Here is a 22873-nt window from a genome sequence, read left to right as displayed (position 1 = left end):
GAAAGCAGTGAAAACTTAACTTTCCAGCCTCTTTTCCGCTCACATTGTCGATTTTGTATACCAGGATATTGTGAGATTGCGATCACCCTCCGCGCTTAATTTTGTGACTAACATCACTAAAAGTGTAAAGTAAAGTTTACGACACAGATCGATTTCAGAGATTACGATTTGCTTCAGGGATGAGGTTCACATTTTTTGGCATGAATTTGGGGAGAGTAGATAAGCAGCAAAGTTCACGTAGTTTGAGAATAAAAAGAGACCGTCGAACACAACGTTGCCAGTGGTTTTGATGAAGAACATGACTCTCTGCTGACGAGGTAGGATTCGCTATCCAACAGACACGCAAACAATGTGGCCCATCATAAAAGTTTTGATAAAGGAACGATTGGACCAGACGAGACTATGCACATACAGATGTCGAAGATGATGAATGGAGGCAGGATTGTCGACAGGCTGTTCTGTGTTCCGCCGACAAGCCGATTGACGTGCCGTAAGGGCTTGTAGAATGGTACATGAGAGAGGTGTTAAGGGGATACAAGGCCGGACTTGCCTTTTCATTTAATTATTTGAAATATTAATGGGTTATGAGGATTTATTTTGGGAGGTTTGCCCCCAAAGTGGGACATAAAAATGAATACTGGGTGGAAGATCACAAAGTTGGATCTTTATTCTCAATAAATGGAGTCCATATGATTAGCAAATATATATCATCGGTCACGATAAATAATAAATCAGCAATAAAGATTACTCTCCGATAGGAGAACCCACCTTTATTATAAGTAGGCTATCCCCTAAAAAACACATTAGGATTCGAACTATATGACTAAACCTAAAGAAGCCACACCTTCTTGGGGTAGACGCTGATGGATCGCCAGAAGAGTCTTCATTTCTCGTAAAACAAACTGTGGCATCCAGCCACACTGTAATTCGAAATCAAACCGTTCGTTGTTGGCGTTCCCTTCTGATGTCATCAGGCCATTTAAGATCAGTTCATTATAAAGCCATTCATCTAAATGCAAACTGATACCGTAATCGTTAAGCAACTTACAATGTAACTGATGGGCGATTTTTAAGCCCGCAACATCCAGATCGCCAAAATAAAGTAGCTGTTCTACCAGTTCGACCTTAAGAAGTTGTGACACGCACTCCGCCTGGCCGGAAACTTTGTTACCTGCGCCATAAATGACCAGTGACCAGCGAGTCTGAACTTGATTAAGTTGGCATAGTCGATAATACACATCAGAGTTTTCAACAATGATAGCAGGAAGATCGTGGCAGCGTGACGACTCATACGGTAAAGGTGGTGCACGTCGAAACGCGCCCATATCAGCCAAAGTCAGAGTGACATGCTTCCAGCCGTCAGGTGGCATAGAATCCAGCGCTTTTTCGTCACCAAATATCAGCAGAGACCGCTCACGGTGCCCTAGAAGGCCAGGGAATAGTGGCTTGTCGCCCTTAGTTTGGCGAAAGAGATATGTGTTTAGTTGCTGTAGGCGAGCCTTGATTGGCAGGGTAAGTTGTCCTGTAATACGTTGTGCTAACCAAGGATGCCAGGCTATTTCTGATATTGCCTTCGTAGGAACGAGGGCTCCTTCGTAAACAAAATTACCTGGCAGGCTCATACCCCGCCAATAGCGCTGCCAACTCGCTTTGTGCTTAGGCTGAGCCCGCCAGTCCTTCTGAAGCAGTTGCGTAACTGCCTGACTCAGCAAATCAGGTGCATCCTGACTCAAGGCCTCCCGGCTGTGTACACGTAACACCTCATCCAGCACCGCATTAGCTTTTACTGTACGAGCGGCCTTGCCGGCGGCAAGGCGATGTCTATTAGCTGTCGACTCAAGTCGGGATAGCCAGATCATTACACTATTCATCCCATCTCTACCTTAAATGACCGGATCGTTTTGTGACTTAGCAACCAGAGAAGCCGCCCACAGGGCATGGCGTTCTTTATCAACGGTTACCAAATCCCGCCGCCTCAGTTTTTGAACTTTGTTCAGGAAGAGATGGTTATCAAACATCGATTGGGCGTTTTCATCCGAAATACCAGTCAGGTAGATGAGCTGGATTTTATAGGCTTTGGCCATTTGGGTTTGAATTCGCATTAGATCATCGGCATTCGATTTACCCAGCGGGTTATCGGCTAACAAGAATCCTGCACTTGAAATACCCGTATCGTACTCTCGTACTTTACCAACCGTCACAAACAGTAAAAAGGCAGAGGTAAGGCGCTGTCCACCCGAACCTTCGAGTCGGGTGACAGGAGTCCATCGTGGACAGCTGGCATTCGTCTTCAGCAAACGCACCTCCAGTTCCCCTTCGCCAAATACCGACTGGACCAAATCAGCTGTCAAGGCGTCCCGGTTGGGCGCTCGGGGTATCTGTCCCCTGGCTATCCACTGCTGCAAGCGGCTGCTGGCAAAACCCCTGAGATCAGCGGCAACATCATTCAGTCGGTCGGTCATTTTGATAATGGGCCGACCAGGCAGTACGGGGCAATCCTCAGGAATTTTTACCGACATCGCGCGCTTGAGAAGTTTAATCGCCCCTTCCAGATGAGCAGTCAGATGGGTGACAGTCAGATCAATCGAACGCTGGAATTGTTCCAGGCTATCCTGCACAGCTTCAAATACCTGAGTGATCCCTGTACCGACCCTGTCCAAATCGCCCAGCACTTCATGATAAGTTACGATTGAGTCCAACTGCCGTAAATATTCCTGACTGGCTCGAGCGTCTGGCTCCTTAGCGGACTCTTCTTCGATCCTTTTACGGAATTGTCCCCAAACCGTAGAGACGTTTATATTTTGCTGTTTTAGCGCTTCATTTAGACCGGCATACTTTTGGCATTGTGTTGCCAGATCGTCAGCATATTCAGTAATGCTCTGAATTCTGCCTGGTAGACCCGCTGCTGAGGTCGGCGTAATGGGCTGGATCATCGCTTGAGCTGTTTTAGCATTCTGAAGCCGTTCTTTCACATTTGCCATCTTTTGCAGCTGCAGCTTTTTTTGTTCACACTGAAGTTTTAGCTGGTATTCAGTTTGATGGAGGTTGTTGACGATTTCGTCCAGAGACGTATGGATCGCTTCTATCCCGGTGGGTTTCTCTTCCCAGACAAAATCTTCGTCAAGTGCTTTACTAGCCTCCTCACAGCTTTGGGAACAATTTTGCAGAGTTACCTGAGAGTTAATTAGATTTTGCGTGAATTGCTTCTGCTGTTCGTTGAGGCGTACGATGCGGTTATTAATTACCGTTAGCTCATTGATAGCCGCCGCTTTTACCTCATCCGGATATGTATTGTAAGTGGGTTGAGCTATCAAACGCTCAGAGGCGTAACGTTGTGCCTGTTCAGCATCTTTTAGTTGTTGCTTGAGAGCGGTCACTTGATCACCGTTGGCTGCTTCGAGCAGTTTTTTGTGCGCCTGAGCAGCCATCTCATGGGCATCTTTGGGGCTTCGTCCTTCCATACCTTCAGTCGCCGTAATCTCTGAATAGAACGGCTCGTTACACAGATTACTCCAGTTGCCCATCTGGATATTTAAAAGGGTTTTCTCGGAGCGCTTGTTCTCCTTGATCTCGCTCAGCCGTTCCTGTCTCTCTCTCTGGGTGCAAAGAGTGTCCTTGCTTCGTTGAATCTGTGCAGCTAACTGCTCCAGTTTCATTATCGCCGTTTCACGCTTCGCCCATTCTGTTTCTACAAAAAGACTCAGTTTATCATGTGCTTTTTCTGCCTGAATTTTCTGCTGCTGGGCGTTGTTTAACCGCACCTGGACATCTCTCTTCTCGTCACGCAGTTTTTGCTCATCATGCTCAGCTTGCTTAAGTGCTGCATCAGCATTTTCCAGTATTAAGAGAGCCTGCTCCCGTTGGTCAAGCAGTCCCGCCCAATACTTACCATACTGTTCGTAATGCAAACGCCAGTCACTCCTGAAAGATTTCAGTACATTAAGGGCGCTCTCCGCAGCCTTCACACTGACCTCCTGCGACGCTACGATATTCTCCAGGTCTTGCAGCCTGGCTTCGTAAGCGGCCTGGCTATATCCGTGCTTATCGGGATTTGAGAGGACGACCTGTACTAATTCAGACGTTTCTCGGCGGAGATCTTGTGCTTCATGCAGCAGGTAAATAGCAATAGGTGCCTTCTTCCAGAGCAGGATCTCACTAATTTTATGGACCTGTTCAAACGTTACATTATCGAGTGCGACCAAGCTCAGGTAGCGGCCAGGGTTTTGATCGATCACCGCTGCAATCTTTTGTGCATCATCGTTGTAAACAGAGGCCAAATAGTGTGGAAATGTCCAGAGCTTATCCCGTGCAATGCCCGCCGCATAAAACGCTTCAAGTGCCTGATTGACCTGCTTAGCGACCAGTTCATGTCCCGTCTTCCTTAACTCGTCCAGTTCGTGCCGGGCTTGCAGTAAACGCTCTTTCATTCCATTCAGCGTTTGATAGTTCGCATTCAATACCTTGTCGAGCTGCAATCCACACAGCTCGCTGTGCCAACTCGTGTCTTCAATATCTAGGTCATGTTGCATTGACGTTGGCAGTTTTTGATAGGTTTTTGCTAAAACTAAGGCACTATCCACAGCTGACTGGTGTTTTTGTTCAGCCAGAATGAGTTTTTGCTGGGCCTCACTTTTCTCAATTGATGCCTCCCGCACAACATTCAGCTGTGCTTCCAGCGCCTGCTCTTTCTGATGATGAATTGTATTAGCCAGTTCTTCACTCTGCTTTGCATCGCGTAAGGTTAATTCCAGTCGGTATTGGGCTGCTACTGGTGTTTCATCCTTCTGGATCAACCCAGTTTCACATAATTCATTCCGTTGCGATTCGCCCTGCCGTTTGTCTCTTTTATATCTCTCACGATCCGCCTCCAGGCCACCCAGCATCTTTTGTAGTTCGTCGTATGATTGTTTAAGGGTATTACTTTCCCTATCCATCTGCCCTAATTCTTCCTCAAGCGTAGCCTCCTGCTGGCGATGCCTGTCGATTGCCCACTCTAATGTACCCAAGGCCTCGCCAGCAGTACGCTCGAAAATCACCTGTAGCGGTCTTTCCGTTTCACTTTGGAATACCTTCAGATCTTCATCTGCCTGGCGGTACTCATTCAGGGCCTTAGCATAGGCTTTGTAGTCTATAGCAGCGTGAGTAATCTCAATCTGGAGCTGATTGGTATCGGCTTCGTCTTGAAGCGCATCGACTATCGCTTTTTGTTTGTCGAACTGATGCTGCACAAGATCATATTCAAGCAGTGCTCTGCGCTTACCTAACTGCTCACGCAGAGACATCGCCTGGCCAATATGCGTTTGCAAACTATCCATGTTATCTTCAAGCTGCGTCTGTTCAACCTGAGCATCCCCGACAAAGGCTGCGAGATCGCGCATTGCTTCTCGGAAGCCATCATCCAGCAGTTGCTGCTGCGCCAAGGTGCTTTCCAGCTGTTTAGCCGGATCAAGAAACGCCAGCCAGTTAGCCAGCACATCCTTCAGGAAGGACTCGTTACGACGGATCCCCTCTAACTCTCCCTGACGTTCAACTTCATGCGCTACCAGTTCCCGCAGCCGCTCAGCCGCATCTTTAGACATGGTGCAGGCGAAGAACGCACCAAGGAAATCATGTTCAGTTTTGTATTCGATAAAACGGGTCAGGCCACCTTCTTCGGAGTTGAAGGTCACCATTGTTTTGATAAGATCAACGTTAATTTGCTGTTCCAGCAAAAATGCTCGCCACTCGTTCTGTCTGCTGGTTTTACGCCAATGCATGCCACCTTCACTACCAGCCTTGAGATTAAGCCAGCTATCAAAACTGCGCAGGCTATTGGCATAGGGACGTAGCTCAGAATTGCGTTCCGCGCGGGAATAAGAAGGGATTTCATCAAACGGCGCGCCCATCAGGGAGTCGGGCGCATCACAAATAAACAGTGTGCGGTCAACATCATCTCCATTACGCTGATGAGCATGTCCCAGTAATAACGTTTGTCCTGATTCATTGACCATCTCAACCAAAACAACAGAGAGTTCTTTATAGAAGTAATTGCGGTAGTGGTATTCACTCTGGCGATGATTTGCCAGATATTGGGTGAAGTCACTAACGGACGGCTCAAAAATCGATAACAACAGCGCGATGTAGGTGGACTTACCGCCCCCATTCACAAGCTGCTGATAAGTACTGGTCACCACCTTCGCATTCCTGACGGGCGAGCGCAGGCCTTCAACAACAGGGCTACCGACCGCTTGAGACAGGCCAATATAGTCCAGTGTGAGGTCCTTGTAGAAAGCTTCTTCATGGCCTGCGCCATCCATATAAACCCGTTTAATCAGCCACATGCTTAAATCTCCGTCAAACGTTGCGTTTCTGTGGTTCCAGTTATAATTAGACGTTCATCGATCGGAAGAAACTCCAGGGTATCCGCTAATGCTACGATATCGCTTTCAACTAAGTCGGAGGATCGCTCTTCAGTGGCTGAACTGATGCTCATGACAAAACGCACCGTCTCTTCGATGCCAGTATGGCGCAGATAATGTCTGAGTTTGTGGGTCGGATACCAGTCGGACTCTCCCGACAGACTGCTGTCTTCGGCCAGAAAGCCTTCCTCTTGCAACACTTGTATCCAGCGCATAACCATTTCTGTTTGTGAGCGAATACTTGAGACACGCCCTACCTTGTCGTTGTGAATACGGGGAATGCGTTCTTCCTGCACAAACCTGGCAGCCATAAGTAGACCATCTACGGTGTCGTCACTCTCGGCCTTGCGCTGGGCAATCACCTGGTCGGCAACATCATTGAGCCGGGCAACCACCGAGGTGGCATTAATGGCACGACTCTGACCGAACTCGACACGAACTGTGTCTGGAGTTGGAAACAAATCAGCCAGCAACGCAATCAGAGTCAACCCTGCAAACAGGCGCTGTTCTTTCCGTTCCTTACCCTGTTGTTCAATCGCTGTTTCAAGTAATAAGCGTTTGTTCAGCCAACCCAAGGATGGAGCAAACGGGCCTCGGCCATCTGCAGCCAGTAATACTCCGTATGTCTCACTAATCCCGAGATAACGCAGCTTCATTCCTGCTGCAACACCACGGATAATCTCAGCAAACAGGACATCACCTTGCAGATCAAGCGCGCACTGAACCGGCTCATCCCCCATTTTATATCCCAGCGAATTCATAATTGCCTGTGTGGCAATTTCGGCGTAGCGTTTCGCTTGTTGATGCGTGTTGTTGTACATAACTACTCCTCAAAGGGGTGTACGGGAGTGGCCGTTAACAGTTTGATATTGTTAGCCCGCCAGAGCGATGTTTCGATAGCATCGTCACCTATCTCTACTTCTATTGTGGGATCGCTGTTAGCCGCCAGACTGCCGATATGGAGTAAACAAACCTGTTGTTCTTGTTCCGATAATTCATCGCACTCATAGGCGTCGAAAACATCTCTAAAGCTCACATGGCCCCAATTCTTCAATTGGTTACTTACCCAATCACTGCATTTCTTAATCACAGATTCAGGGATACCTCTCAGTCTCAGGTTGGTTTCAATAGCTACTGGCTGATCGGTGGGATCCTGTATCTCATGTGGAAGTGCTTGTTCAAATTTATCGAGATAGAGATTCAGCAGTGCCTCAAGGTCAAACAATGTATGCCGATCGTCATCCTGACTTCGGGGAGCCAACAGGCGAGCAATGAGACTATCGATTTCCTTATCGACAGTTTCAGGGGAATGGGATAACAAGGGTTTGAGTACACCTTTTTCTAGCGTTTCCCGGAAAAGGGTATTATCTCTGGGAATAATGAGTTTCAGACGAGCTCGCTCAAAATCTTTATTCACATCCAGTAAGCAGTCTTGATAGCGCTGCGTAAAGGCGCAGACCTCAGCAAAAATCTCCTGTGCCTTACGTAGCTTATTTAATTTGTCGGGATTTAATTTCAAACTTCCTTCAACCAGCATTTCGGTGATGGCCGACATTGAGTTCTGGATATGTTCCAAAACCTCTCGTGTTTTATCAAAGGAATCATTGAGTACCGGACGAATATCGTGTGCATAAGATGCACTCAAATCACCAGACTGGGCGGCACGCACTTTCATCCGCATCCCAATCAGATATTGCTCCAGTTGCCGCTGTGTTGACTGGATTTGGTGAACTGCCTTGTCGATCTCACCACGACGGATAGTTTTAAGCGTGCGCCAGGCCAGAATCGCAGCGCGTTCTATCGGCGTTTCATCCAAACGGAGGGTATAGAACAGCATTCCTTCATCAGTCAGCGACCAGAGAATATCATCTGAGCCGGATAGCTGGTCGTGGCGTACCAGACGGACTATCTGCTCTTCGGAATGCGTTCGTTGCGAGAAATCATAATAACGGAGGCGGAAAGGATCTTTGATCGCCGCAAAAATCTTGCTGGCCACTTGTGCGTAGTCGGATTCTTCTTGTCCCGGATAGGCTTCATTGAGGTGCCCAACCAGACATAACTCCGCTTCTTTACGCGTCATTCCTGGCTGGCGCTCGCGGTCAGCATAATAAAGCATGGCGTCAGAGAGATACATGATTGCCGCCAGCGCATCAAGCTCAACACCATCGAACGGATTGCGCTGAAGGGCTCTATATATTGAATCCAGCGTCCGCACGACCAGCAAGGCGTGAGATTGAATAGACAGCTCGCGACGTGCCATTGATTCATTACGAGCCTGCTCCAAAAACCCTAGCGACATAACATTCTCCCTCTGAGACGGAAGCCACTATAGTACGCCCCATCCAATTAAGCAAAGAAACTTTGCTTAATTTTCTTTGGTGGCAATGTTATTTGTTTTGATGCCATTCGCCTTCTATAATTAATCCGTATATCAAACCGCAACTGATTAACCTGCAAATAAGAATAAAACTGATATGTATTACTCAATGTTTCTTGAGAAACACAAATCCCCCCTCAGCCACGCACAATGGTTGCGCTTGCGCTATATTGAGCGCCAGCTACTGTGGGAACGAAAAGTCACTTCACGCATGATTGCTGAAGAGTTTGGCGTCTCGGCGCAACAAGCTCGTACTGATGTAAGAACCTATATGGAGGTAGCTCCAGGCAATGCTATTGAGAAGGGGGCCGGCCGAAAAGGGTATTTCCCCAGTACGACATTTTCGCCTGTTTTACTGGGAGACAACGATCTGGTCTGGCGTGCAACGGTAGAATTTCCCCCCCCGCAAGCGGCCCACGCGCAGGAAATTCCGCTCATCCATCGCGCAGTGCATAGCCGCACGCTGGCAATTTTTTTGTCAGCAATCGAACAGAAGGGACAAGTAAAAGTGACTTATGCGTCAATGGAAAACCCGGAAGGCATATCCCGTACACTAAGCCCTACGGTAATTATCACCGTTAATGGGCGCCAGCATGTGCGAGCCTATGATTGGGGTAGTTCGGCGTTTAAGGACTTTGTTTTGGCGCGATTTCTGGACTCGCCGGAACTGATTGTTCCTGCCCCCCCCCCTCCGCGCAAAGATACCGCGTGGGAGGTCGTGATCCCCGTGCGTTTTATCGCCAATCCAACACTAAACAAAGCGCAACAAGAGGTAATTAAGCGGGACTACATACTTGAACCATCTGAATTCAGTATTCGTGCACCAATGATTTTTTATTTATGCCCTGAAAACAATCTGCCTAAAACAGATGATGAATATGCACAAGCTACTGACGCCAGCAGCCACGGCCCCTTTGTCTACCCAGTTCTAGCTGTGCACGCCCAAACAGGTGAGCCTATTCATAAGTACCGCCATGCTGGCGAGTGAATCGCCACGGGTTTAACAGACATTTCAGAGTCATTTAAGATGGCTTAAAGAGAGGTGCACATGAGCAGTGAGCGTTATCCTGAAGAGTTTAAAATTGAAGCAGTCAAACAGGTTATTGATCGTGGCCATTCTATTTCCAGCGTTGCAACACGTCTCGATATCACCACTAACAGCCTTTACGCCTAGATAAAGAAGTACGGGCCAGACTCTTCCAATAACAAAAAACAGTCAGATGCTCAGGCCGAGATCCGCCGACTCCAGAAGGAACTGAAGCGGGTTACTGACGAACGTGACATATTAAAAAAGCCGCGGCGTACTTCGCAAAGCTGTCCGACCGAGGTACGCCTTTATCCGTGACAACACCTGTTGCTGGCCTATTCGTCTGCTCTGTCGGGTGCTGGACGCTCATCCGAGTGGGTTTTACGCCTCCACATTCACTCCGGCATCAGGCGGATCTGAGGCTGACAGGACAAATCAAACAGTTCTGGCTGGAGTCCGGTTGCGTTTATGGCTATCGCAAGATCCATCTAGACCTGCGAGATAGCGGGCAACAGTGTGGGATTAACCGGGTCTGGCGGCTGATGAAGCGTGCCGGGATAAAGGCTCAGGTCGGGTACCGAAGCCCACGAGCGCGTAAAGGGGGGACCAGTATCGTGACACCCAACAGGCTCCAGTGGCAATTCAATCCGGAAGCTCCGGATGAACGTTGGGTAACGGACATAACGTAATCCGAATCCACGAAGACTGGCTGTATCTGGCCGTGGTTGTTGACCTGTTCTCGCGCAAAGTTATCGGCTGGTCAATGCAACCCCGGATGACCAAAGATATTGTCCTGAATGCGCTTCTGATGGCCGTATGGCGACGTAATCCCCAAAAACAGGTGCTGGTTCATTCTGATCAAGGTAGTCAGTACACAAGCCATGAGTGGCAATCGTTCCTGAAATCACACGGACTGGAGGGCAGTATGAGCCGCCGCGGTAACTGTCACGATAACGCAGTTGCAGAAAGTTTTTTCCAGCTACTGAAGCGTGAACGGATAAAGAAAAAGATCTACGGGACGCGGGAAGAAGCCCGCAGCGATATTTTTGATTACATCGGAATGTTTTATAATAGTAAGCGGCGGTATGGTTCGAGTGATCAGATGCCACCGACGGAATATGAAAATCAATATTATTAACAGCTCAGGTGAGAATAACCGCTCCCGAAGCCTGCAAACGCTGTTCGATATTATCGACGTAAAAAAATGGGAAATTAATCAGGCTGCTGGTCGCTATATTCGCTCCCATGAGGACGTGCAGCGCATCCGTAACCGACTGAATGATTTTATGCAGACGCACGGCGCGGAGCTGACCGCCGCTCTTGCACCTGAGTTGATGGGCTATAACAACCAGCATCACGCTGTAAAACACTGCGTGATGCAGCATTCGGTGGATTACCTGCGTGAAGCGCTGTCGGTGTGGCTGGCCGCTGGTGAAAAAATAAATTATTCCGCACAGGATAATGACATTTTAACAGCCATCAGATTCAGGCCTGACGCGGCTTCACGGGATGATAATCGTGAAAAATTCACGCCTGCGCAAAACCAGAATTACGTCCGAAAACGCGCTGAACTGGCCGCGCAGTAGCCCTTCAAAAAATCCCCGTAAATCCTGCCCTTTTTCCGGAATTAAGCCATGCATTAGGTGCATGGTTTTGCATACGTTTTCACGTCCCTGCCTCTCCCGCCAGCGCCAGCTCTGGCGCTGCCTGAGGCCGCCCATGCACCTGCATTAAAAGAGACACATCGAGCGAGCAGACGTGGCAGGGGAGAGCATTGCGCGCCAATATGGTTAAATTTTTTAGCATAATTGAATTAGGTTGACTTCATAAAGTTTGTAGCAGTACGACGTTACATCCAGTGCTAACTTAACTGAAATGCATAAATCTCCACTAATCATGCTGTTATGATTTGTTGCATACATCAAAGTAATTGGGATAGATGCAATAAATGATATTGCATCACATCTGTTTATGAGCATAATTCAGAGGGAGCAACATAAACATGTGAACATAAATGGAAAAACTATGAAAATTGATAACCAACCTTTGCTTGAACACAGCCTAAAAAGTGGCATCAATTTATTTCTTGGTGCTGGTTTTTCAGTAGAAGCAAGCTCAAAAGATGGAAAACTCCCAGTCGGAAATGATTTAAAGGATGAATTACTTGATCATTTCAAAAGGAAAAAGCCATCAACTCTAGATCTCCCTCAACTCTGTCAGATATTAAGCAGCTCATCAAAAAAAGAACTTAAAGACTTTTTCATTAACCGCTTTACGGTTACAGAATTTGATGAACTTTACAAATCAATTGAAAACATTAAAATAAAATCTATTTTTACAACCAATATTGATGATCTAATTTTCAAAATATTCAAAGACAGCAGCAGATATTATATAAATGACATTCAACTTAGAGGCCCTGCGATAAGCAACGGTGAAGCCATTGATTATATAGGGCTACATGGGTGTGTGGCATATCCTGGCTCAGAGTTTGCTTTTTCACCTTTAGAAATTTCTTCTAGCTTTGAGAGAGATAAAGATAGGTGGTTCACCTACGTAAATAAAATTCAAACATCACCAACGTTGTATTGGGGCTACAGAGTCCAAGATGCAGGCGTATTACAAGCTTTATCAAACTCTTCTAATAAGGGTAGGCAAAGAGCTGATGCTTGGATCGTATTGAGAGAAGATGATGAAGAAGCCAGAGAGTACTACTCTTCGTTAGGTTTTCAAATAATAATTGGAGAAACTATAGAGTTACTCAAGTATTTCTCTAAACTTAAAAGCGATGATAAATCAATCCCCCAGAAGAATACTATTGAAAATAAGTTCGAAGAATATAAAATACCAACACTTTCCTCTGTTCCTGTGCGTTCTCTCACTGAGTTTTTCTTAGGGGCAGAGCCAATATGGTATGATATCTTTACAAATAAAATTCATAAAACAAACCATTTGCAAAAAACAAAAAACGAGTCATTCAAATCTAAGCATGTATTAATTATCGGAGCACCTTTAACCGGCAAATCAACTTTACTAAAGCAATTATCTGTTGAAGCCAAAGAACTTGGCTCGGTTTTATATATCAATGAGATAACGCCAGAAAAAGCGCGACTGCTTTATAGAGAGATAAAGATTTCCAATGAGAAAGTTTATATATTTATAGATAATGCTGTGGATTCTTCTGAAGCAATACAAACGCTAATCCATCTACCCAACATTAAAATAATAGCCGCTGAAAGAGATTTCATTTACGACACTGTTTCATATCGATTCACACCTCAGCAGTTTAATATATTAGATGTGTCTGGCCTAAATGATTTCGATATACAATCGGTTATAGATAGCATTCCTCAAGGCATTAACAAACAGAATGACTCATTTTCTCATAGCGATGGTGATATAAATATTGAGCCAAGCTTCCTTGAGGTTATGACACATGTAATTAAAGACAACGCATTGGCAGATAGATTTGTAGAAGCATTAAAAGAATTTAAAAAAACGGCTGCACCAGAGCATGACTTGTTATTGTTAGCGTGTTATTTGTATAGTTGCCGCATACCAATCTCAGTTGATATTGCTGCTGCATATCTTAGAAGTTATAATTACGATGCATTAAAATCATTCCGAATGCTATCAAGTATGGATACATTCTTATACCCATATGAAGGACAGTTAAGCGTAGATAACCAAGCCTATTTTGTTCCGCGCTCCAGGACTGTTTCAGAGATAGTAATGAAGAAAACTTATCATAAAGACATGGCAAAAATGTTAGAGACTTTCCATCAAGAAGTTTCACCAACCAGAATAAGCCGATATGATATTTTTAAACGCTACGCCTATGACGCCAAATTGATGGGGCGTGCGTTCCCTGATTGGGAGCGAGGGTTAAAATTCTATGAGGAAGCTTTCACTCGTGATAGGACACACTCATTAAAACAACAAGGGGCATTATACTTAGCCCACAAGAAAAAATATGAGTTAGCTTTCATATGGATTGACGAAGCCAAATCAATAACTGGCAACAACAACCCAACAATCAGAAATACCTATGCAGTAATATTGTTCAATGCAAATTATGATAAACCTAACTCTCCAGAGGTGTTATCAACTCTGGAAGAAAGTATGGAAATACTACAACGTTGTTATAATGATGACTATAGGAAAATTTATCACGCAAGGATATTTGCCGAACAATCAATCAAATTCAAGTTGAAATACCCTGATATCTCCAGAAAGAAAGGTTATTTAGAGTTAAGCATGAAATGGCTGGAGTCTGAATTGAAAAATAGGCCAAATGATCGATGGATGAATAACCTCACGCGGACCATTCGAAGAAATTTGCGCTAAAATTCATTAATTGGCATATGGTTGGCTCTGTTAAGAGCCAACTAATCATTATTGTTTTTTGCGAAATAATATGGAGTAATAGCATAATTTTCATTTGCTTCTAAATAATCAGCCCACCATTGAATCATTAATTTACGCTCATCTAAATGCTCTGAAGTGTGAATATATGCTGCACGAACATTATTACGCTCAGAATGGCTCAACTGACGTTCAATCGCATCCTCGCTCCATAATCCAGACTCTCCCAACGCTCCACGAGCCATAGTCCTAAATCCATGTCCACAAACCTCAGTTTTCGTGTCATATCCCATCGCGCGCAATGCGCTGTTTACTGTGTTTTCACTCATAACCTTAGTTGCGTCATGATCACCAGGAAAAAGCAGATCTTTATCACCACGAATCTGCTTTAACTGGTCTAACAAAATCATCGCCCGCTGACTAAGCGGAACAATATGCTCCTCTTTCATTTTCATACCACGATATGAGTAACGCACTCCTTTGATTTCTTCTCGTTTTGCAGGTACTCGCCAAAGAGATTTATCGAAGTCGAATTCATCCCAACGCGCGAAACGTAACTCACTGGAACGCACAAAAATTAGTAAGGAGAGCTCGACCGCGATCCGAGTCATTACCCGCCCGCGATATGCAGCAAGACGAGCAAGAAACTCAGGGAAGCGGCTAGAGGGCAAAGCTGGATAGTGTCGTGTTTGGTAGTCGATAACGCACCGGCCATGTCACTGGCTGGATTTGAGCTGGCGAATGTCGGACGAACCGATATGAGGGAAGATATATAGCTCAAGATAGCGAAGAACCCGCGAACGATGGTCTTCGCTCCAGCACTTGTTACTTTCATGCCATTCACGAGCAATGGTTTCGAAAGTATATGCCCCCGAATTCTCGGCCTGAGCTTCTTTCTGTTCGGCTTTAGGGTCAATGCCCTGCACTAGCAGTTTTTTAGCTTCATCACGCTTTGCTCGTGCCTGAGCAACAGTCACATTAGGCCAAACACCAAAAGCGAGGCGCTCCTCTTTCTTATCGGAGGGGCGCCGGTATTTCATGCGCCAGTATTTAGATCCCTTGGCCGAAACCTCGAGATACAAACCGCCACCATCGGCCATTTTGTAGGTTTTGTCTTTTGGCTTTGCGGTCTCGACCTGTCTGGCGTTGAGCTTCATTTGGGGCACATTTCTAATCTAAGTTAAGATGCCCCCAATGACATACGGATTTCAACGGACAACCTCGGACAACTCAGGACGTAAAAATCGCTGCAGGCGTTGATTTTAAAGGGATAACTGGACTTTCTCGGATGGTCTGGGAAGTACTATTGGTGCGAAGGCCGGACTCGAACCGGCACGTATTTCTACGGTTGATTTTGAATCAAAGCGATCGGGTAACTTAACCTACTAACAAATCAGCGTTTTTACAGTGAAGTCCTTTTCAGACAACGAAAAAGGCACTGGTTATGAAAAACGCAGATGCACACAGTTTACCTACGCTAATTGCCGCCATTCTTTCCACCAAGGGCGGTGTGGCGAAAACTACCGATACGGCTAACCTCGGCGGCTACCTGGCCGATCAGGGGCTGAAAGTCCTGATGATTGACGCCGATATCCGCCAGCCGACACTCAGCAGCTATTACCCTCTGGATAACGAAGCCCCCGGCGGGATCTACGAGCTTATCGCGCAGAACGAGCTGGATCCAGCGATCATCATCTCACACACCTCCATTCCCGGACTGGATATCATCATTTCCAACGATCCGCGCGGCGAACTGATGAGCCTGCTTCAGGCTGCGCCCGACGGTGTAATCCGTCTGCGCCATCTGGTACGCCAGATAACCGGCTATGACGTCATCCTGATCGATACCATTGGCGCACGCACTATCGCGCTGGAAATGGTGCTGTTAGCCAGCGATCTCATTATCTCCCCGGTTCTACCGGAAATGCTCTCCGCACGCGAGTTTCTGCGCGGCACTCTGCAAATGTACCGGGATCTCCAGCCCTTCACCCGCTACGGCATCCCGCTGCCGCCGCTAAAGGCGGTGATCAACAAGCTCGACCACACTAACGATGCCCGCGAAATTCACCACAATCTGCTTCAGGTTCTTCAGCACAAACAGAAAGAGCAGGAGCTTCTGGTGCCTACCGAGATCCTGATGACGCCGGTTTACGCCAGCGTGGCCTATCGCCGGGCGGCGTCTCTGGGAATACCAGTGCATCGTCTGGATACCTCTCGCGCCAGAGGCCGGGCAACGCCCTGCGCCGCTGAAACTATGCGGATGCTGGCCGAAGAGCTGTTCCCGCAGGTACTCGCCCTGCCCCATCAACCGGTGGAGGGCATCGCATGAAACGGAAAATCTGGCGAGCATTTTGCTCTTATTACGCCCAGTATCCCTTCGAGAAAGACGATGAAGTTATCGTGTTCTTTGAAGCCACCGATCGTGAAGAAGCGCGGGAAACGCTACCGGTATTAATGTCGCTACTCTGGCATATCCCAACGGAAAAAGTGGACTGCTACAACCTGGAAGATGAGAGCGAGCTACGGGATACGTCTGGTTCGCTGACCGCTCCCAGAGACTGGCCGCTGTTTGAAATCGGCTGGTCCAACAATAAGCCGCTCTACTCCAGCGATTTACCGCTATTACTGCTGCCTCCGCATCAACAAACCCGACTGTGGGAAGCCTTTTTGGCCTGTCAGGAGGGTAATCGAGATGAGTAAGCGCAAGCGGCCACAACCGCCCCACTCCGTCGAAGCGGAACAATCGGTGCTCGGCGGGCTGATGCTGGATAACGATCGCTGGGATGACGTCGCCACACAGATTTCCGCGCAGGACTTCTTTATCTCCGCGCACCGGACGATTTATGCCCATATGCAGACCCTGGTCGAACAGGGAAACCCCATCGATCTGATCACCCTGAGCGAATCGCTGGAACAGCAGGAACAACTCGGACAGGTGGGCGGCTTCGCGTATCTGGCAGAGTTGTCAAAAAACACGCCCAGCGCCGCCAATATCATGCCCTACGCGCAATACATCGCCAGCTACGGCGAACTGCGCCAGCTTCTGTTATTAGGCAATGAACTGAGCGATATGGCAGGCCAGCCGCGCAGCAATGTGCCCGATGTACTGGCTTTCGCCGAACAAAAGCTGTTTGCCATTGCGCAGTCGCATCAGGATGGAGGCCTGACCGACATCAACGCCTGCTTTGACAACGTGCTGGCAGGCATCTCCCAACGCTACGAGGCAGAACGCGGTAGCCTCAGCGGCACGCCATCCGGGCTGGAACAGCTCGACGCCCTGACCTGCGGCTTCCAGCCTGCCGACCTGATTATCGCTGCTGCTCGTCCCTCGGTCGGCAAAACCGCTTTCGCCCTGACGCTGTGTGTCAACGCGCTAATGCTGCGCCCCACCCAGCCAGTGCAAATCTACAGCATGGAAATGTCGTCGGAGCAGCTACTGCTGCGGCTGGTTTCTCTGATTGGCCGCGTCTCGCAAACCCGGCTACGCAGTGGCGATCTGAGTGATGACGACTGGCAGCAGATTGGCATCAGTGCCAGCATCCTGATGAACGAATGGAAAGATCGCCTGCTGCTCGACGATTCCGGGATCCTCACGCCATCCTTGTTACGCAGCCGGGCCAGACGATCGTTGCGCCAGCACGGAATTCCCTCGCTGATCGTGGTCGATTACCTGCAACTGATGCGCTGCGGCGGCTCGGAAAATCGCAATCAGGAGATCTCGACGATCTCCCGCTCGCTGAAAGCGCTGGCGAAGGAACTCAACTGCCCGGTGCTGGCGCTGTCACAGCTTAATCGGGCGCTGGAGTCGCGCCTTAACAAGCGCCCCTGCAATGCCGACCTGCGCGATTCAGGTTCTATCGAGCAGGATGCGGATGTCATCTTATTCCTCTACCGTGACGAGCTGTACGATCCCAACACGCTGGATCGGGGGATCGCCGAAGTCATTGTCAGCAAACAGCGCAATGGCCCGATTGGCACGGTGCGAACCCGCTTTATCAGCGATCAAACCCGCTTCGAATCGCTCAGCCAGCAGGGAGTTGGGTCATGAACAACAAACTGACTTCGACGGAACTCCAGTCCCGCCTGCTACAGGGCAATTTTGATCGGGGAAGATCGCCCGATGAACGGTTCGCCGATCCACTGATGGAAACCTCGATGATCGTCACGCTGGAGCAACTCCGTCCTTACGATCTCAATCCCCGGCTGATGCGTAACCCCAGCTATGACGACATTAAGGAATCGATCCGCCGTCGCGGGCTGGACACGCCGCCGCCAATCACCCGCCGTCCCGATCAGGAGTGGTTCATTATCGCCAACGGCGGCAATACCCGCCTATCGATCCTCAATGAATTGTGGCGCGAAACGCATGACGAACGGTTCTGGCGCATTCAGTGTCTGTACAAGCCGTGGGCCGGTACATCCGATCAACCCATGCTCGGCGAGCTGCACTGCCTGATAGGTCATCTGGCAGAAAACGATCTGCACGGCAAACTCAGCTTCATCGAACGTGCGCTGGGGATCAATAAAGCACGGGAACTGTACCAACAGGTGGAAGATTGCCAGCTTTCGCAGCGAGAGCTGGCAGAGCATCTGAAGAACGACGGCTATCCTATCAACCAGTCGCATATCAGCCGGATGGAGCAGGCGCTGGAATACCTGCTGCCCTGCATCCCCGAAGTGCTATACGCCGGGATGGGCCGCTCGCAGGTGGAAAAGCTGCTGTCATTGCGGGCGGCATCATTACATCTCTGGCAGCGTCACGCTGACGGAGAGGCCAGCGCCTTTGATAATCTCTTTTCTTCCGCGTTGTCGCTGTTCAACGACCAGCCTGAAGACTTCGCTATTGAGCGCGTACAGGATGAGCTGCTGGGGCTGATGAGTCAGGAGCTGAACGTTGATTACAACCTGCTGTTGCTGGACGTCGATCCCTCTGAGCAAAAACGCCAGGCCGTGCTCGGCCCCACGCCGGAACCGCCGCCCTATATTCCACCAGAAGAACCCGAACCACGCCCGGTAACGCGAAGGCGTAAACCTGAAACAGAGGAAGAAGAAGTTGGCACGCCAGCCCCTCAGCCTGAACCAGAAGAAGCACCATCGCTATTGTGTGAAGGGACAGAACCCGTCACGGATATCTGGCGTATCCCACAACTGTGGGATACCACGGAGTCCTTACGATCGGTCAGCGATCGCCTGGCGTGGGATCTGGCTGAACATTACGCCATCGACGACCGGATAATTTCAGATGCCGATGTAAATGGCATTGGCTTCCAGGTGATGCCATTCGCATCAGATCACCCCATGTTTACCCGGCCACAGTCACGCGCCTGCTGGGCACTGCTGGCGGCACTCAACGAGATCCCACTGACGGAAGATCTGGCCTCCGCACTGACTCCTGGGCTTTTTTTTCAACGTGATACAGACGGCTTCTTCTTCAGCGATGAATTCCTTATTAAAGCATTCCGGCTGATCCGTATTGTCCGCCGGATCAAAGAATTTCAGCAGGAGGCACAACATGCTGCCGACGATTAATCAGGCCGTTTTGTCACAGGTGATACAGGCCCTGAAGGACGGCAATGTCCGCTATTGCGAAGCGCTGGGCTTTGACCGTGAGGAACTGAACGAACTTAACGCCCTGACCTTTGAAGAACTGATGCATCTGGGCAACACCTCGGCGCAGTTCCTGAAAATCACCATCAACCATGACGTGCTACGCAAAATGCTGGTTCAGGTGCGCCAGGAACAAAAATTCCAGCAACTGGTCGGCCAGGCGGTGCAGCTTGGCGGCTCAATCGCGTTAATCAGCCACTACTTTGGTATCTCGACCGCTGAAATCAGCGCTCGCCGTCGGCTGATGGGGATCCACGTTCGTCAGGGGCGCAACCAGGTTCCCGGCGAAGAAGAGGAAGCCGCGCTCTGGAACCGCTGGCAGGAGATCAAAGTCGATAACATCGACTCTATACCGGCACTGGAAGCCATGATGCTGCTGGCACAGGAACGTTCGCTCTCACTGACCGTAGTCTGGAATCTGATCCGCCAGTGGGAAAAAAGCTGAGTGACCGAGGGGAAGATCATGACACCGTATATCCAGGCGCTGATCGCTATGACCGGCGACAAACTCCAGCAACGGATGCAGAAGGAGCCGGGAACCGCTTCTGATAGCCTTCTGTTTATGGGCAATCAGCATGACACGGTTCCGCGTCGCCTGTTGCAGGATCCGCTGTTATCGCCCAGAGATAAATTCGCCTGGCAGGTGATCCGGATGCAGGCGCAGGACAACGGCGGCGCGGTGTTCCCCTCTTACAGCGAATTACAGATGCAGCTCTCTAACCGCCCGCAGGATGAAAAAGCCTCGCGCAGCACCGTCAGCCGGGCATTGTTGATGTTGCGCCTGACGCGCTGGCTCAGCCTGTGCCATAAGGCGCGGGATCGGGTATCCGGCCGCATCCTCGGGAATATCTATGCGCTACACGATGAACCGCTGAGTGTGCTGGATGCCGTGCGTTTCGATGCCAGCTATCTTCATTTGCTGGAGCAGTGCTCGCGACATGAAAACAAATCTATTCGCGCCACTGCACAAGGTATTCTGTACGACATTCGCAAGGACACCAGCCTGCGTTATTTATCGTCGCGTATAGAACTGCTGGAAGAACGCGCCCGCTGGCAGCAACGCCAGTCTCCTGAGGAGACTAAGCCAGAAACGTCCGGTCTCAATACGGTACCAGGCAAAATTTCACCTGGTACCGAATCAGGACTAAGCCGGAAACCGAGGCCTGGCGGCTTAGTCTCAAATCAGGACCGGGCTTCTGTACGTACTGTATCTACAGATATTTGTAATAGTACTACCGCGCGCGCGAACAGCTCACCGCCGAACTGGCCGCCGGAAATTCCGTTAACTAATCCTGAAAAACAGCTTGTCTTGCAGGCCATGCAGAACCTGCCGCCCCCGCTGCGCCAGGACGTGCTTGATGACGCAGCTCAACGCGTTGCCCGTGGCGGCATACAAAACCCGCTCGCCTATCTGCTGGCAACGCTGCGCAAAGCGCAGGGCGGTGAGTTTAATCAGTATCGACGCGGCAAAGCGACGGTGCCGGAGTTTGTGCCGCATGTGGTTTCAGAGCCGAAAATACCGGCTGAACCGCGTAAAAAACGGGATATCAGTAAGTTGGTTGCGGAGATTCGGGCGCAGTGTTTGGAGAAAAAGTGATGCCAGTGGCATCACCATTTGTCCACGCTTTTGTTTTCTGGGCCCATTCACTACTGATTCAACTCCTGTAGCAACCTGGTGTTAATATACAGCTTTTCACGGCCAACGCTCATTTCCTCCAACACACCAATTTCGACCAACTGCTTGAGGTATGTCGATGCCGTCTGGCGCTTGGCCACCCCACGTTCGACAAGGTTATCGATCCGACAATATGGTTGTGCAAAAAGCGCCTGGACAAGTTCATGGGTGTAGATTTTAGGTAGCTTCTCGCGTACATACTCTGTGGTTTCAGCCATTAATGCCCGCACAATCGATATCTTATCAGTAGTCCATCGGGACGTACTCTCCACAGCCTCCAGCATAAATAATATCCACGATTCCCAGTCACCCTCTTCTGTCACCCTACGAAGGAGCGTGTAGTAATCATCGCGTCTCTCCAAGATAAAGCGGGATAAATACAGGATTGGTAGCGAAAGCAATTCGCTCTGGATCAGATATAGAATATTCAAGATACGGCCCGTTCTCCCGTTCCCATCCGGGAACGGGTGAATGCACTCAAACTGATAGTGCGCAATAGCCATTTTAACCAATGGATCTAAATCATCATCACCGTGTATAAACCGCTCCCAATTCGCCAGTAGCTCACGAATAGCGTCTTCACCCACCGGCGGCGTATATACCACGTTATTATTCTGATCACGCAATACCGTGCCCGGAGTTTTCCTGATATCAGTTTGAACTGCACGTAATTTGGTACAGATAGCTACCGCTGTGTTTGTACAGAGTGGATAGTCCTCAAGATGGGTATAGCCATCATAGAGCGCTGTACGATAGCGCAGCGCTTCTTTAGTGGCCGGATCTGCGCCATCTGCGCGGTCAGCATACTGAAAGAGTTGATCGCTGGTAGTTACGATATTCTCTATGCGCGATGAGTCCTTCGCTTCCAGCATCGGGAGGATGTTTATCAGCAACCCTTGGTCAGGGATCAACTCACCAGCAGTTTTCAACTCAGCGATTGCTGCGCGCGCACTTATGCATGCTTTAAGTACGCTGCGTGTTTCAATGCGCTCCAGGTCAGGCGGCAGTATCGGCAAATCGTTGTAAGGGGTTTCTGCATTCCAGTTCATGTGTTTATGAAAACCGTTTTAATCGACATATAACCATAATATGTCGTTGTCATCGACATGTCACGTCATCATGTTTAAAAAATCACATTTTATCGACATATCACTGGAACATGCCGATGCGGTAAACACATCCAGACAACATGTTTTAAAAAAGCAAATTTCATCGACACATAGCAAGAACATGTTGATACCTTAAGCATATCTCGACAATATGTTTAAAAAAGCGAATTCTATCGACACATAGCCAGAAAGTGTCGATGCCATAAGCATATCCCGGCAACATGTTTAAAAAAACAAGGCTTTATCGACATATGGCTGGAATGTGTCGATGCGGTAAACATATCCAGAAGACATGTTTAAAAAAGCGAATTTCAT

Annotated in this window: 13 protein-coding genes, 1 tRNA gene and 3 pseudogenes; 10 read left to right on the top strand and 7 right to left on the bottom strand. The window is 48.7% G+C overall.

Features of this window, described 5'->3' with window-relative positions; all coding sequences use genetic code 11:
• Positions 1 to 815: 815 nt before the first annotated feature.
• The 4 genes from OGV83_RS20215 to OGV83_RS20200 are packed head-to-tail and all read right to left on the bottom strand — an operon-like array spanning position 816 to position 8697.
• Complete coding sequence (locus tag OGV83_RS20215) at positions 816 to 1859, bottom strand: Wadjet anti-phage system protein JetD domain-containing protein (RefSeq protein ID WP_353654427.1); 1044 nt, start codon at positions 1857 to 1859, stop codon at positions 816 to 818.
• Between the two features lie 24 nt (positions 1860 to 1883).
• On the bottom strand, positions 1884 to 6320 hold the full coding sequence (locus OGV83_RS20210) for a coiled-coil domain-containing protein (RefSeq protein WP_286464512.1): 4437 nt from the start codon (positions 6318 to 6320) through the stop codon (positions 1884 to 1886).
• Positions 6321 to 6322: 2 nt separating this feature from the next.
• Positions 6323 to 7219: a hypothetical protein gene (locus OGV83_RS20205; RefSeq protein ID WP_198447320.1), complete on the bottom strand. Its 897-nt coding sequence runs from the start codon at positions 7217 to 7219 to the stop codon at positions 6323 to 6325.
• Between the two features lie 2 nt (positions 7220 to 7221).
• On the bottom strand, positions 7222 to 8697 hold the full coding sequence (locus tag OGV83_RS20200; protein WP_286464511.1) for a hypothetical protein: 1476 nt from the start codon (positions 8695 to 8697) through the stop codon (positions 7222 to 7224).
• Positions 8698 to 8872: 175 nt separating this feature from the next.
• On the opposite strand from OGV83_RS20200, the gene OGV83_RS20195 reads away from it, so the two are divergent.
• The 4 genes and pseudogenes from OGV83_RS20195 to OGV83_RS20180 all read left to right on the top strand — a co-directional run bounded on the left by OGV83_RS20195 (position 8873) and on the right by OGV83_RS20180 (position 14149).
• Positions 8873 to 9763, top strand: coding sequence for a BrxR family helix-turn-helix transcriptional regulator (locus OGV83_RS20195; protein ID WP_198447317.1), 891 nt, complete (start codon positions 8873 to 8875; stop codon positions 9761 to 9763).
• 60 nt (positions 9764 to 9823) lie between these two features.
• Positions 9824 to 10940 (top strand): annotated as a pseudogene (locus OGV83_RS20190) (IS3 family transposase).
• Positions 10941 to 10971: 31 nt separating this feature from the next.
• A pseudogene (locus OGV83_RS20185) lies at positions 10972 to 11388 on the top strand (phage polarity suppression protein); the annotation flags it as partial.
• A gap of 439 nt (positions 11389 to 11827) precedes the next feature.
• Complete coding sequence (locus OGV83_RS20180) at positions 11828 to 14149, top strand: P-loop NTPase (RefSeq protein WP_286460419.1); 2322 nt, start codon at positions 11828 to 11830, stop codon at positions 14147 to 14149.
• 41 nt (positions 14150 to 14190) lie between these two features.
• On the opposite strand, the pseudogene OGV83_RS20175 reads toward OGV83_RS20180, so the two are convergent.
• Together OGV83_RS20175 and OGV83_RS20170 are read right to left on the bottom strand one after the other, a co-directional pair.
• A pseudogene (locus tag OGV83_RS20175) lies at positions 14191 to 15324 on the bottom strand (tyrosine-type recombinase/integrase).
• A gap of 150 nt (positions 15325 to 15474) precedes the next feature.
• A tRNA-OTHER gene (locus OGV83_RS20170) sits at positions 15475 to 15565 on the bottom strand.
• A 46-nt stretch (positions 15566 to 15611) separates the two neighbouring features.
• On the opposite strand from OGV83_RS20170, the gene OGV83_RS20165 reads away from it, so the two are divergent.
• The 6 genes from OGV83_RS20165 to OGV83_RS20140 are packed head-to-tail and all read left to right on the top strand — an operon-like array spanning position 15612 to position 21371.
• On the top strand, positions 15612 to 16496 hold the full coding sequence (locus OGV83_RS20165; protein ID WP_159771542.1) for a ParA family protein: 885 nt from the start codon (positions 15612 to 15614) through the stop codon (positions 16494 to 16496).
• Complete coding sequence (locus OGV83_RS20160) at positions 16493 to 16867, top strand: hypothetical protein (protein ID WP_286464507.1); 375 nt, start codon at positions 16493 to 16495, stop codon at positions 16865 to 16867. Before OGV83_RS20165 ends, OGV83_RS20160 begins: the two co-directional genes overlap by 4 nt.
• The gene (dnaB, locus tag OGV83_RS20155) at positions 16860 to 18215 is read left to right on the top strand and encodes a replicative DNA helicase (protein ID WP_159771547.1); all 1356 of its coding nucleotides are present in this window, start codon (positions 16860 to 16862) and stop codon (positions 18213 to 18215) included. Before OGV83_RS20160 ends, dnaB begins: the two co-directional genes overlap by 8 nt.
• A complete protein-coding gene (locus OGV83_RS20150; protein WP_032199437.1) occupies positions 18212 to 19696 on the top strand; it encodes a ParB family protein in 1485 nt (494 codons plus the stop codon). The genes dnaB and OGV83_RS20150 overlap by 4 nt, the downstream gene beginning before the upstream one ends.
• Complete coding sequence (locus OGV83_RS20145) at positions 19680 to 20219, top strand: DUF2857 domain-containing protein (protein ID WP_032170378.1); 540 nt, start codon at positions 19680 to 19682, stop codon at positions 20217 to 20219. The genes OGV83_RS20150 and OGV83_RS20145 overlap by 17 nt, the downstream gene beginning before the upstream one ends.
• 48 nt (positions 20220 to 20267) lie before the next feature.
• Positions 20268 to 21371 carry an STY4528 family pathogenicity island replication protein gene (locus OGV83_RS20140; RefSeq protein ID WP_479684415.1) on the top strand — a complete coding sequence of 368 codons (1104 nt, stop codon included), beginning with the start codon at positions 20268 to 20270 and terminating at the stop codon, positions 21369 to 21371.
• Between the two features lie 50 nt (positions 21372 to 21421).
• Here OGV83_RS20140 and fic read toward each other — a convergent pair whose 3' ends face one another.
• Positions 21422 to 22498, bottom strand: coding sequence for a protein adenylyltransferase Fic (gene fic / locus OGV83_RS20135; RefSeq protein WP_159771550.1), 1077 nt, complete (start codon positions 22496 to 22498; stop codon positions 21422 to 21424).
• Positions 22499 to 22873 lie beyond the last annotated feature (375 nt).

This window comes from Citrobacter sp. CK189 (genome assembly GCF_030333505.1).
Lineage (GTDB): Bacteria > Pseudomonadota > Gammaproteobacteria > Enterobacterales > Enterobacteriaceae > Citrobacter_B > Citrobacter_B koseri.
Note: the sequence above shows the minus strand (reverse complement) of the source record. Positions and strands in the feature narration are given on the sequence as shown.

Coding starts and splice junctions, on each gene's coding strand:
- fic (WP_159771550.1), bottom strand. CDS start 22,498: ATGAACTGGAATGCAGAAACCCCTTACAACGATTTGCCGATACTGCCG.
- OGV83_RS20210 (WP_286464512.1), bottom strand. CDS start 6,320: ATGTGGCTGATTAAACGGGTTTATATGGATGGCGCAGGCCATGAAGAA.
- OGV83_RS20205 (WP_198447320.1), bottom strand. CDS start 7,219: ATGTACAACAACACGCATCAACAAGCGAAACGCTACGCCGAAATTGCC.
- OGV83_RS20195 (WP_198447317.1), top strand. CDS start 8,873: ATGTATTACTCAATGTTTCTTGAGAAACACAAATCCCCCCTCAGCCAC.
- OGV83_RS20140 (WP_479684415.1), top strand. CDS start 20,268: ATGACCGGCGACAAACTCCAGCAACGGATGCAGAAGGAGCCGGGAACC.
- OGV83_RS20150 (WP_032199437.1), top strand. CDS start 18,212: ATGAACAACAAACTGACTTCGACGGAACTCCAGTCCCGCCTGCTACAG.
- OGV83_RS20180 (WP_286460419.1), top strand. CDS start 11,828: ATGAAAATTGATAACCAACCTTTGCTTGAACACAGCCTAAAAAGTGGC.
- OGV83_RS20215 (WP_353654427.1), bottom strand. CDS start 1,859: ATGATCTGGCTATCCCGACTTGAGTCGACAGCTAATAGACATCGCCTT.
- OGV83_RS20145 (WP_032170378.1), top strand. CDS start 19,680: ATGCTGCCGACGATTAATCAGGCCGTTTTGTCACAGGTGATACAGGCC.
- OGV83_RS20200 (WP_286464511.1), bottom strand. CDS start 8,697: ATGTCGCTAGGGTTTTTGGAGCAGGCTCGTAATGAATCAATGGCACGT.
- dnaB (WP_159771547.1), top strand. CDS start 16,860: ATGAGTAAGCGCAAGCGGCCACAACCGCCCCACTCCGTCGAAGCGGAA.
- OGV83_RS20160 (WP_286464507.1), top strand. CDS start 16,493: ATGAAACGGAAAATCTGGCGAGCATTTTGCTCTTATTACGCCCAGTAT.
- OGV83_RS20165 (WP_159771542.1), top strand. CDS start 15,612: ATGAAAAACGCAGATGCACACAGTTTACCTACGCTAATTGCCGCCATT.